We start from the raw sequence: 12,789 nt of genomic DNA on the forward strand, positions 1-12,789 counted from the left end.
CCTCCTTCATGGTGAACGGTTATCCGTTATTTTCTTCTTTACTTTTTACATAGTCATACGTAAATTCGAAAGGACTTTCTGCGTTTTCTTCATCGTCCTGATAAAGGTAAATGTAACCGATATCGTCTTCGTCCTCAAGGGTCATGGCAATTTCAAACACTTCAGAATCAGAAATTTCTTTATCCACCACAACGACAGGATCATCTGTCGTTGAGTCGGCAACTGCAATACGGATATGGTGAACCTGACCATTGTTATCCTCAGGTACGTTCACCGTAAACGGCACATTTGCAACGGCAGGCAGGGAATCTTCTTCCTCTTCAGCAGAATCAAGTTCGGTCTCGGAAGCGGCTTCCGGTTCCGTTTCAGGCTCCGGCTCAGGCCCTAATGAAAACACAACTCTAACAGTTGTAATCTCATCCACTTCCGTTCCCCAGTCCGGCTCCTGTGAAATAACCGTTCCTTCTTGGACATTATCGCTGTATTCTTCTTCAAAGTCTCCTCTCAGAAGACTTTCTTCAGCAATATAGCCCAGCACGTCCTGCCTTGTCAGGCCTCTCAGATTCCGCATCGTCATTGCCGGCTGCTCACTGACAATCAGACGCACTGTCGTTTCCCCCGGGATTACAGGATCGAGGGGATCTGGCGATTGTTCAAGCACGGTTTCGTCATCCACGCTGTCATCCACCCGGGTTTGTACTTCTATACTATCAAATTCCGCAAGAGCATTTTCTGCTTCTTGCAGACTCATTCCGGTAACATCTTCCATAGGGACCTGTTCTGCACCCAGGCTCACCCTTAATGTCACCAGTGTATCTACTTTAACCGTTGTCCCTTCACGGGGAGTATGACTGATCACCGTTCCTTCAGGTGCTTCTTCATCGTTGAATTCTTCTATTTCGACGCGAAGAGCAAGGTCAGTCAGTTCCTGGGAAGCTTCCTCATATTCCATTCCGACCAGGTTATCCGGAATGAGGACTTCATCAACATGAAGCCACTGAGGCAGCCAAGTAAAAGCAAAATAAATGGAGCCGAACAGGAGAGCCAGAACAATAATTGAGGCTGTCAGCCACTTTTTCCATCCAGCCTTTTTAGGCGGGGCAGCATCATTCGATGCTTTGGCATTCACAAGAGGCGTCCCCGCAATCATCGTTTCTTCTTCTGGTTCTTCTTTTTCCTCAGAGACAACAGGTACTGCTTGCGTATGTCCGTCACTCAGCTGGTCGACCAGATATTTACTCTCATTCACTCTAGACGGGCTCAAAACCGTACTCAGATCTTCTGACATGTCCAGTGCTGTAGCATAACGGTAAAAAGGATCTTTTGCTGTAGCCTTAATAATCGCATTTTCCACACTCTGTGGAATGTGGGGCTTGTTTTCCCTGATCGATGGAAGGGGAGCCTGCAGGTGCTTAATTGCAATTGATACTGCAGTATCACCATTAAACGGCACTTCCCCTGCCAGCATTTCATACAGCACGATCCCAAGAGAATAAATATCGGATTTATACGTTACATGTCCGCCGCGTGCCTGTTCAGGTGACAGGTAGTGCACCGAACCCAATATGGAGTTCGTGTGCGTAATCGTGGCTTCACTTATCGCTCTTGCAATGCCAAAATCCGTAATTTTAGGTGTCCCGTCTGGACCGATAAGAATATTATGAGGTTTGATATCCCTGTGTATGATTCTATTTTCATGGGCGTGGGCAATAGCCGATGACAAGCTTGCCATGATGGAAACCGCTATATCAACCTTCAACCCATCCTGCTCCTGTATATATTGTTTAAGTGTCGGTCCTTCTACATACTCCATTACAATATAGTAGAGCCTATCCTCTTCACCCACGTCATATATATTAACAACATTCGGGTGGGCAAGGCTTGAGGCGGATTCTGCCTCTCTTCTGAAACGGCGGATAAAGTCATGGTCCTGTGAAAACTGGTCTTTGAGGACTTTAACAGCCACATCACGGTCCAGAATAATATCGTGGGCCAGGTATACGTCAGCCATCCCGCCGCCACCGATGAGTTTCAGGATTTTGTAACGATCATTCAGACGCTTTCCAATCATGATGGGGCCCCGCCCTCTGCAGGGGGAACAAGCTGAACAATCGCAATTGTCACATTATCCTCTCCGCCCCGTTCGTTGGCTAGTCGGATTAATTCGTCTGCAGTTTCGTGCAGGGATAAACCTGCATTCATATGATGTTCAATTTCATTGCTCTGAACTTTATCAGTTAAGCCGTCAGTACACAAAAGCAGTGAACTGCCGTTGTCCCATTCCACCGTTTCAAGATCGATCTTTACTTCAGTCTCTGTTCCCAGAGCGCGAAGAACAACATTCCTTCTCGGATGGAACATCGCTTCTTCTTCTGAAATCTGACCGGATTTTACAAGCTCACCGACGAGTGAATGATCGTCTGTAAGCTGACGGAATAAATCCCCGTTTTTAAGATAAATCCTCGAATCCCCCACATGGCCGACTGTGACAAATTCCTCCGTGCAGACCGCGGCAACAATGGTCGTGCCCATTCCCTGGCAGTCTGAATGATTCTGCGAATGGTCGTAGAGCTCTTTGTTTATCCCTCTGATACTCTCGCCGAGCCACGCTTCTGCATCAACCGGCTTTTCAAATGCCGCTGCATCGAGCCACTTTTTTAAGAGCAGCTCTTTCGTCATCTGACTGGCTACATCACCTGCCTGGTGTCCGCCCATCCCATCAGCAACCAATACAAGCATCTGCCCCTTTTCATTTACAGCAAAGGCCCCATCGTCTTCATTGTGGGCCCTTACCCGGCCTACATCTGTCTTAAAGACAGCTTCCATCATTGATCCCCTCTTTTCTTCTTTAACAATCCCATAAACCCACTCGCCTGCACGTTCTCTATTTATTACCATGCCGGTCGTTACAACCCTGACTTTTATTCTTCACTGTCAACGTGTATTAGTTCGATAAAAACCATGTTTTCTCCTTTTGGAAAAAGGAAATTGTATTATGTTAACCTTTCGTAATGGCACTGATAAAAAAGCCGTCTGTATCAAAATCCCCCGGGAAAATCTGAACTTTATCCTTTTCAGTCATTTGCTTTTGGACATTCTCCGGCAGTCGGGAATAGAGGTTGTGATCCCCATTGGCATAAGACTCCCCTTTCAGGAAATCTTCTATGACGTTGTCATTTTCTTCACGATCGATGGTACAGGTACTGTAAACAAGCGTGCCTCCCTGCTTTAACAATGGCCAGACATTTCTTAGAATATCAGCCTGAATTGAAGCAAGTCTCTTCACATCTTCCTGTGTTTTCGTCCACTTTAAATCCGGTTTTCGTTTAATGACACCTAGACCGGAACACGGTGCATCCACCAGAATACGGTCAAAACTCTCATGTTCAAAATGGTCTTTTGCCTCTCTGGCATCCATTACTCTTGCTTTGATGTTGTTAAGATCCAGACGTCCTGCCTGTTCTTCAATGAGAGATACTTTATGTTTGTGAATGTCGAGACTTTCCACTTCCCCTTTGCCGTTCATCGTTTCGGCAATGTGAGTACTTTTGCCTCCGGGGGCAGCACAGGCATCTAAAACCCTTTCCCCTTCCACAGCTCCCAGCGCATGAGCCACAAGCATGGAACTTTCATCCTGTATCGCAATATAACCTTCTTTGAAAGCACGGGTTTTTGATAAAACCCCTTTAACAGCTGTAAATGCTTCCGGGACGACAGTGCTTTTTTCCGCCTCAACACCGTCTTCTTCCAGCATTTTAAATACCTCTTCAACCGTTGCTTTCGTACCGTTGACTCTCGCCGTCTGTTTCGGATGTATGAGGTTTGCCTCACAAATATCCTTCGTCTTTTCAAATCCATACTGATCTGTCCAGCGCTCGACAAGCCATTCTGGGTGGCTCGTCTCTACAGACAGGCGAACAATCGGGTCCTTGATTTCTTTAGGATCAGGAATCCCTTCCCGCTGCATCGATCTGAGCACCCCGTTTACCATACCGGAGATGCCTTTATGACCGCGCTTTTTTGCAATCTGTACAGCTTCAAAAAAAGCCGCACGCTCTGGAATACGGTCTAGAAAGACAGTCTGGTAGACGGTAAGCTCAAGGAGGATTCTCACCCAGTCATCAAGCTTTGAGAGCGGTTTTTTCACAAACGGACTTATATAGAAATCAAGCTTCTTTTTATGCTGTATCGTTCCATAAACGAGCTCCGTAAAAAGCCCTGTATCCTTAGGACTGAGCTGGTTTTTATTAATTGTGTCATTTAGCAGGAGGTGGCTGTATGCCTGGTTCTTTTCCACCTTTAAAAGCACGTCGAGAGCTGCTTCCCTTACATTTCCTTTACTCATGGTTTCCTCCTAAAACAATCCCTGTCTCAAGTTTGTTTCCTGCACCGTGGTAGAACGTTTTTGCGTCCATACGCTTTTTGCCGGAAGGCTGAAGATCAGTCAGTTTAACACCTTTTTGATCTCCTGCCACAACGGTTACACCAGACTCGTCCACATGAACGATCGTACCGGGCTTCTCATCAAACACCTTATCCAAAAGCTCGGTCCACCATACTTTCAAACGGCTGCCTTCCAGCGTCGTATAGGCAACCGGCCACGGATGCAACCCTCTAACAAGGTTATAAATGTTCTCGGCAGGTGCTTCCCAGTCGATGCGCTCCATTTCCTTTGTAATATTGGGAGCGTACGTTACAAACGCCTCATCCTGTGGCTGAGCCTGAATGGATCCTTTCTCGATTTCAGGAAGGGTTTCTTTCAGAAGCGCTGCACCAAGAGTGCTCAGCTTCTCAAACATTGACCCTGTATGGTCATCTTTTTTAATTGGAATCGCCCGCCGGGAGAGAACATCGCCGGCGTCGAGGGCTTCTACCATGTACATAATTGATATGCCGGTTTCCTTTTCACCGTCGATGATGGCCTGATGAATCGGGGCGCCTCCTCTGTATTTAGGAAGAAGGGAGGCATGAACATTCACACAGCCCATAGGCGGAACATCAAGAAGCCCCTGAGGCAGAATCTGGCCGAATGCAGCTGTGACAATCAGATCAGGTGCCAGGTCGTTGATTTTCTTCCATTCTTCTTCAACTCTTATTTTTTCAGGCTGAATGACTGGAAGGCCGTGCTTTATCGCTTCTGTTTTAACAGGAGGAGGTGTAAGTTCCCGCTTTCTCCCTTTTGGACGGTCGGGCTGAGTAACAACTGCTGCTACGTCATACCCTTCTTCTATTAACATTTTAAGAACCGGAACAGAGAAGTCCGGTGTACCCATAAATACGATTTTCATTATGTATGTCGCTCCTTTTCTTTAAGACTGTTCCCGCACACAGTTAACGCAGATGAAGCCTGCATAACCTTCACTTTCCAAGGGGGGCAGGTGTACTTCTATAATAATAAAATTCGCACCATTGCTCATGAAAATAGGTATTGCATTTTTTTGTCTGAGTTATATTTCTCCTCTGATTTTCACAATGCATAGTGCGCAGTTGAACGGAGTACGCGAGACTCCTGCGGAAGTGCGAGACAGCCGAGACCCCGCAAGGGCAAAGCCCTGAGGAGGCTCGGCGCGAGTCCGCGGAAAGGGAGCGTATTCCGTTCAACGCAGCTGACTGCAATGAAGAATTAGAGCATCCTTCCTAATTCTATCTTCATGGTAACCTATCTTAGTTAAGGAACGTATAATTCCCCGCTACGAATAAGGGTTATTGTATTAATGGCTGTGTACGTTGCTCGTCCGGATGGTGAAACCCCGCTCAAGCCGGTCTCTTTTGAGAGGGAAGCGGCTTTGCTCATTTCACTAAAAAACCGGCCTTTTGGGGGCAGCCTTACATAAGCATATATGGATTTGTATCAATATTAATTGCGAGGTCGGTTCTGCTCATTTCAGCCTGGTATGTTTTGAGAATTTCCTGCAAAACATGGATAATCCTCGGTTCATTTTTGTATTTTATCATGCATTGATAGCGATATCTATCTTTGATTCGCGGGATCGCGGAGGTTGCCGGCCCGTGAATAATCGTTGTTTCCGACAGGCTTGAACGAAGGTAGTCTGCTATTTTTCCAGTTACAGAAACAACTTTGGTCAGCTCTGTCGCACTTACATTAATCAGGGTCACAAAAAAGTATGGCGGATATTCACCTTGCTTCCGGAAATACATTTCCCGATTGAAAAAGGACAGGTAATCGTGCTCTTTTACAAGCTGAATACTGAAATGCTCCGGTGTATAACTCTGGACAACCACTTCCCCGGGCTTTTTATGACGCCCTGCCCGGCCGCTTACCTGAGTTAAAAGCTGAAATGTTTTTTCCGATGCCCTGAAATCAGGAATATGAAGCATCGTATCTGCTGTGAGGACACCCACAAGTGTAATGTTGGGAAAGTCGAGTCCTTTGGCAATCATCTGTGTACCGAGAAGAATGTCTCCTCCCCCTTTTTCAAATGCGGTGAGAAGCTTTTCGTGGGAGCCTTTTCGCCTTGTTGTATCTACATCCATCCGGATAACCTTTGCTTCCGGAAGTACTTTTTTAAGCTCCTCTTCCACCTTCTGTGTTCCTGAACCGAAAAACCGGATATGATCACTTTCACATTCAGGACAGCGGTTTGGTTTCGTTACCTGGTAGCCGCAGTAATGGCACTGGCACGTCTGGTTCGACCGGTGATAAGTCAGGGAAATGTCACAGTGGGGGCATTCAGCTACGTATCCACAGTCTCGACACAACACGAAAGTTGAATACCCTCGGCGGTTTAAAAACAAGACGATCTGCTCCTGCTTCTCCAGGCGGTCTTTCATGGCATCGAGAAGCTTAACGGAGAACATACTCCGGTTTCCGCTTTTGAGTTCATCACGCATGTCCACGATGTCTACATGAGGCAGCTTCACATCGTTTACACGGCGGTCCATCGTAATGAGGTTATAGACCCCTTTTTTTGCCCGTGCGAAGCTTTCCATACTCGGTGTCGCGCTTCCGAGTATCACAGGACAGCCGTATGTTTTGCCACGTTCAATCGCTACGTCTCTCGCATGATATCGCGGTGCTTCTTCCTGTTTGTAACTGGATTCGTGTTCCTCATCGATGATGATCATTCCCAGGTTTTCAAAGGGGGCAAAAATAGCTGAGCGGGCACCGACAGCAACGGTCACTTCCTTGTCACGGATTTTCCGCCATTCATCGTACTTCTCCCCTTTGGATAAGGCACTGTGTAACACAGCAACTTCAGAACCGAAACGCTCTTTAAACCGGTGAACCATCTGAGGGGTCAGACTGATCTCCGGAACCAATACGATGGCTTCTCTTCCTTTTTTCAAGGCATAATCAATAGCCTGGAGATACACTTCTGTTTTTCCGCTTCCCGTAATGCCGTGAACTAGAAATGTTTCGTGTCTGTCCTCTTTAACGGTCGATGTGATGGCTTCAAGGGCTGTCTTTTGCTGGTCCATCAGAGGAAGGGCTTTTGAGACACCGAAGTCCCGCCCTTCGTATGGATCACGGTACTCCTCTACCTCGAATTGCGTGAGGAATCCTTTTGATACAAGGGATTTCACCGTTCCGGATGATACATTGGTTTTTTCAAGAAGCCGCGCTACGGCAATCGGTTCTTCTTCCATAAACCTGAGCACTTCACTTTGCTTTGGTGCCTTTTTCTCAAGGGCTTCTGCATGCTCATTTGCCTCGGCGGTGGAAAGAACCCGCTGAACAACATTGGTTTTCTTTTTCGTTTCATTGGATTTAACCACAGGTTCGACAAAGAGGCGGCCGGATTTGATTTCTTTTTGGACAGCCCCAAGAAGAGTTTCGGACTTCTTTTTCACTTCATCCCACATGACAGACCCGTTTTTATGGAAAAAGGTCTTAAGCTCTTCAGACAGATCCTGTTCATTTACTCCCTCTGCAAGGCTGATTCTTTTATTATAGGAAGCACGCATTGCGGCAGGAAGCATAGACTTCAGTGCAATCACCTGCAGACATAACGCTTTATTTGTCAGCCATTCAGCAAGCTGAAGGAGCTCCCCCGTAAGGGCTGGCTTTACATCTACCAGATCCTCCACTGCTTTCAGCTTCGACGTGTCAACGTCGGTGTCTCCTTTTACAGCCAGTACAAACCCCTGTACTTTTCTCGGTCCAAAAGGAACAATTACACGCATGCCCGGCTTTACGGTTGGAATAAACGGGGCCGGGACAAGATAGTCGAAGGCCTTGTTCGTCTGTTTGCTTGCCACATCCACAATGACACTTGCGATCATGTACGATCTCTCATTTTCATCAGCTTCCCGGCCGCATCCAGGATCCGCTCAGCCACTTCATTTTTCTTAAGTAGCGGAAGTGTTTCAGGCTCTTCTTTAAGGCGGATGAGGGTAATTTTGTTCGTGTCGCTTTGAAAACCGGATCCCGGTTCAACGATCGAGTTGGCACAAACCATGTCCAGGTTTTTCTTTTCAAGCTTTTTTTCTGCATAGTGAACCACTTGCTCGCTTTCTGCCGCGAAACCCACAAGGACCTGGTGTTCCTTTCGTTCACCCAATTCGTTCAATATATCCTTCGTACGTTCCATTTCTATTGACATGGCATCGTTTGATTTCTTCACCTTTTGATCAAACGTTTCTTTCGGGCGGTAATCAGCTACTGCAGCTGATTTCACAACGAGGTCAGCGTCCGGGTAGCGGGACAGAACAGCATCATACATTTCCGCTGCTGTCGTTACCCTTACTGTTTCCACGCCTGCAGGAGACAAAAGGGACGATGGCCCGCTCACAAGCGTAACCACAGCACCCCTTCTGGCTGCTTCTTCAGCTATGGCATAGCCCATTTTTCCTGATGAGCGGTTGGAGAAAAAACGGACCGGATCGATCGTTTCCTGAGTGGGTCCGGCTGTAACAAGAACATTCTTTCCTTTCCAGTCAGGGTACGCCTTCTGGGTAAAAAAGGCGTCAATTTCCTTTACGATGACTTCCGGCTCTTCCATCCGGCCTTTGCCTTCATACCCGCATGCCAGGAACCCTTCACCAGGCTCAATGAATATATAGCCAAATGAGCGCAGGGTGTCCATGTTTTTAGTAACGGCGGGATGGGCATACATATGTACATTCATAGCAGGTGCCACCATAACAGGTGCTGTTACAGCGAGCAGTGTTGTCGTAACCATATCATCGGCAATCCCGTTCGCCACTTTCCCGATGACGTTTGCTGTAGCCGGTGCAATGACTACTACATCAGCCCAGTCAGCGATGTCGATGTGGGCAATTTTTGACGGGTCTTTCTCGTTGAAGGTGTCCATGTAAACCGGGTTTCTTGAAAGGGCCTGGAAAGTCAGTGGTGTTACAAATTCAGCAGCTGATTTTGTCATGAGTACTTTTACATCAAATCCGTGCTGGGATAGTTTACTCGTCAGAGCAGCAGCCTTAAATACAGCAATACCGCCGGTCACACATAATAGTACTTTCTTTTTCTCATTCACAGCAGTTCCTCCCGTCCTTTTTGCTTTGTTTCACTTTATCTTAATGCTTTTTCATTTATAATGCCGGTTTAAACTCTTGTTGAATGATATTGATGAAGCCTGCATGCCCTTCGCTTTCCGCGGGGATGCAGGTGAGCCTCTTGCTTCGCACTGCGGGGTCTCACCAGGGCTTCCACTCCCGCAGGAGTCTGGGGCATTCCGGCTTCATGACTTCTTTGTTATAAGTTTGTGAAAATAATCTTTAAAAAGAATGATATCATGTTCTGCTGATAGTTAAATTTTCTCTTTATCACACTAAATATTGCTGAAGTCTGCATGCTCTTTGCTTCAACAGTGGTGCCGGTGAGCCTCCGCGTGTTTCACGAGGACACTGAAAAAGTCCATTTTCTTTAAAATTGACTCAGAAAAGTCAGGAGTTGATTTCCGCTCATTGCACTTTTCGCGTGCGGCTCGATCCTCAGGGTTTTGCGCCTGCGGGGGCTCACCCGGAACTCTCTTTTCCCGCAGGAGTGTCGCGCATTCGCTCCAATCAATTCTTTTATACCACAATGGCCTTTTACACCTCATAAAACAAAGCCTTAAGCTTTTTAATAGCGGTTGTGATACTTTTTTCGACAACAAAGGCCCAAAGTGGTGGTGTGAATTACGGTGTTTGATTTTTCAGCACTGCGGGGTCTCACCGTGGCTCCCACTCCCGCTGGACTCTTGGTGCATTTTGGGCTTCTTGACTTTCTTTGCGGGAAATCCAAAAAAAAGGTGTCCCAAAAGGTGTTTGTTTACCTTTTGGGACACCTTCTGAAATAATGGTGCAGCCGCTGCCCTCTCTTGCCCGGTATAGGCAGGTTTCTCGTGCCCTGTCAGCGGTACGGTGCCAACTCTGTTTCGGACTATTGAGATACCCTGCTCACCTTTTGTGCTGTTTATTCTTCTCCCGGTTTAAGCTCTTCACGCTCAAAGTGCACTTTGTCAGCTTCAATCTCTTCAAGTGCCTTGCCAACCAGGTTTACAGAACGGGTTTTGGCCAGTTTTAATTTCTGGCCCGTATTGTCACGAAGTTCTCTCGCACGCTTAGCTGAAACTGTCACAAGTGTGTATTTTGAGTCAATTTTTTTCATCAGGTTGTCAATTGATGGATTTAGCATTTATTCAACCTCCGCTAGTTCTTTGTATTTTTCAATCAGCCGTTCTTTTTTGCAATGTTCAGCTGTAACGATGGACTTAATTCTTTCCACTGCCAGTTCCACTTCGTCGTTTTCCACAACGTAATCATACTTGTTCATCATTTCGATCTCTTCTTTAGCTACCGTCATCCGGCTGTCGATGAGATCTTTCGTTTCTGTACCGCGTCCCTGGAGACGGCTTCTCAGTTCCTTCAGACTTGGTGGCATGAGGAAGATAAATACGCCTTCTGAGAATGACTCCCGCACCTGCAGGGCACCCTGAACCTCAATCTCCAGGATGACGTCCTTACCCTGTGCCAGCGTTTCCTCCACATAATCACGAGGGGTTCCGTAGTAATTATCCACATACTTTGCCCACTCAAGAAGCCGATTGTTTTTAATCATCGCCTCAAATTCTTCTTTAGGTTTAAAGAAGTAGTTAACACCGTCAACTTCGCCCTCGCGGGGGTTTCTCGTTGTTGCGGAAACGGAATATTGAATATCGGTGTCATGGTTTCTAAGAGCGGCACATACCGTTCCTTTCCCTACACCTGAGGGACCGGAAAGAACAATCAGCAATCCTCTGTCTTTTTTCATAGTAACCTCCAAAGTTCCAATCTAAACTTACAAACACGAAGCCACCGGATATTAAACCGATGGCATCAGCATAGTTTCGTACATTCCTTTGTACTAATGTACAAAAAATAAAGCAAAAGCGCAAGCACCTTCTTAATGAGAGAGACGCATGTACTGCGGGCATCAGCCGCGTGACGCTTCCGTTTATTTTGTTTATGATACTATTCTATTCGTCTGTGACTTCATCTTTATTGTTGATCACACGCTGGGCCACTGTTTCAGGCTGTACAGCAGACAGAATGACATGGTCACTGTCGGCAATGATTACAGCTCTTGTTCTTCTTCCGTAGGTAGCATCAACAAGCATATTTCGATCCCTGGCATCAGTAATGATCCGTTTAATCGGTGCACTTTCTGGACTGACGATGGAAATAATCCGGTTTGCTGAGACGATGTTTCCAAAACCAATATTAATTAATTTAATATCCATGCTTTCATTCCCCTGCCTGTCTGTAAATTTAAAGTATGTTCCGCTACCAGAAGGGTATGTATGTACAGGTCGCTTTATCTGTAACGTAGCCCCTGGATTGCGGAAATATACATATGAGACGTTTATAGCCATCAATATATAATAGGTTCTGTTAAAAACCTATTCGATGTTCTGGACCTGTTCTCTTACTTTTTCAAGTTCTGATTTCAGTTCCACAACACGCTGGCTGATCTGAATATCATTCGCCTTTGAACCGATCGTGTTAAATTCACGGTTGAGTTCCTGAACAAGGAAGTCAAGCTTCCTGCCCACAACCCCGCCCGATTCCAGTATGGCATCGAACTGTTTTAGGTGGCTGTCGATTCTCGTAAGCTCCTCCTGGATATCCGATTTATCACTGAACACGGCAACTTCGGTTAGAATTCTTGCTTCATCAGCTTCGAATTTCCCTTCCAGGAAATCACTTACTCTCTTTTCCAGCCTCTCCTGATAACGCTTATGTACTGCTGGTGCATATTGTTTCAGCTGGGCTGCCCACTCTCCCATTAATGACGAGCGGTTTGTTAAATCACGGTAAAGCTCTTTCCCTTCAGCCTGCCGCATTTCATGAAGCTGTTTTGCAGCACGTTCAACAGCTGTGTATAAAAGAGTCTGAACCTCCTCTGTCACGTCATCGGCTTCATCAACAGACACTACGTCTTCGTGGGTGAGCATCTGGCTGAACGGAAATGCCTGCTTTGAAGTGTTGTAAGTCTTCTGCATCTTTTCGAAAGTATGTACATACTGTTCCAGAAGGTTCCAGTCTACACTCAGATCCCGCTTTATGAAATTTTCTCCCCCTACGGTAATAAACACATCCACTTTTCCCCGTTTAACAAATCTGCCGATGGTTTTTTTAACACGGTCTTCCATCATGAGAAACTGACGGGGCATCCGGACATTCACTTCACAGAACCGATGATTCACACTCTTCATCTCTACTGTGACGTGAAAAGAATCACTCTGCTCCACTGACCGGCCATATCCTGTCATACTAACGATCATTTCTACCACATCCACTCTATTTCTATTCTAGAATACCATATTTAACGTGTGTAAGAAAAGGAAC

Annotated in this window: 10 protein-coding genes; all 10 read right to left on the reverse strand. The window is 46.3% G+C overall.

Going from position 1 to position 12,789, the window contains the following annotated elements; genetic code table 11:
* Positions 1–19 precede the first annotated feature (19 nt).
* Positions 20–2,071 (reverse strand): Stk1 family PASTA domain-containing Ser/Thr kinase, encoded by a 2,052-nt coding sequence (pknB, locus tag EBO34_RS06825; protein ID WP_122897159.1) that lies wholly within the window; start codon positions 2,069–2,071, stop codon positions 20–22.
* Positions 2,068–2,826, reverse strand: a complete 759-nt coding sequence (locus tag EBO34_RS06830) for a Stp1/IreP family PP2C-type Ser/Thr phosphatase (protein ID WP_122898594.1) — start codon at positions 2,824–2,826, stop codon at positions 2,068–2,070. Before EBO34_RS06830 ends, pknB begins: the two co-directional genes overlap by 4 nt.
* A gap of 172 nt (positions 2,827–2,998) precedes the next feature.
* Complete coding sequence (rsmB, locus tag EBO34_RS06835; RefSeq protein ID WP_122897160.1) at positions 2,999–4,345, reverse strand: 16S rRNA (cytosine(967)-C(5))-methyltransferase RsmB; 1,347 nt, start codon at positions 4,343–4,345, stop codon at positions 2,999–3,001.
* On the reverse strand, positions 4,338–5,291 hold the full coding sequence (fmt, locus tag EBO34_RS06840; protein WP_122897161.1) for a methionyl-tRNA formyltransferase: 954 nt from the start codon (positions 5,289–5,291) through the stop codon (positions 4,338–4,340). Before fmt ends, rsmB begins: the two co-directional genes overlap by 8 nt.
* A gap of 535 nt (positions 5,292–5,826) precedes the next feature.
* Positions 5,827–8,244: a primosomal protein N' gene (gene priA / locus EBO34_RS06845; protein WP_122897162.1), complete on the reverse strand. Its 2,418-nt coding sequence runs from the start codon at positions 8,242–8,244 to the stop codon at positions 5,827–5,829.
* Positions 8,241–9,455, reverse strand: a complete 1,215-nt coding sequence (gene coaBC, locus EBO34_RS06850) for a bifunctional phosphopantothenoylcysteine decarboxylase/phosphopantothenate--cysteine ligase CoaBC (RefSeq protein ID WP_122897163.1) — start codon at positions 9,453–9,455, stop codon at positions 8,241–8,243. Before coaBC ends, priA begins: the two co-directional genes overlap by 4 nt.
* 920 nt (positions 9,456–10,375) lie before the next feature.
* Complete coding sequence (rpoZ, locus tag EBO34_RS06860) at positions 10,376–10,597, reverse strand: DNA-directed RNA polymerase subunit omega (RefSeq protein ID WP_122897165.1); 222 nt, start codon at positions 10,595–10,597, stop codon at positions 10,376–10,378.
* Positions 10,598–11,212, reverse strand: coding sequence for a guanylate kinase (gene gmk, locus EBO34_RS06865; RefSeq protein WP_122897166.1), 615 nt, complete (start codon positions 11,210–11,212; stop codon positions 10,598–10,600).
* A 205-nt stretch (positions 11,213–11,417) separates the two neighbouring features.
* The gene (remA, locus tag EBO34_RS06870) at positions 11,418–11,681 is read right to left on the reverse strand and encodes an extracellular matrix/biofilm regulator RemA (RefSeq protein ID WP_122897167.1); all 264 of its coding nucleotides are present in this window, start codon (positions 11,679–11,681) and stop codon (positions 11,418–11,420) included.
* Positions 11,682–11,840: 159 nt separating this feature from the next.
* Positions 11,841–12,725, reverse strand: coding sequence for a YicC/YloC family endoribonuclease (locus EBO34_RS06875; protein WP_122897168.1), 885 nt, complete (start codon positions 12,723–12,725; stop codon positions 11,841–11,843).
* Positions 12,726–12,789 lie beyond the last annotated feature (64 nt).

This window comes from Alteribacter keqinensis, assembly GCF_003710255.1.
Lineage (GTDB): Bacteria > Bacillota > Bacilli > Bacillales > Salisediminibacteriaceae > Alteribacter > Alteribacter keqinensis.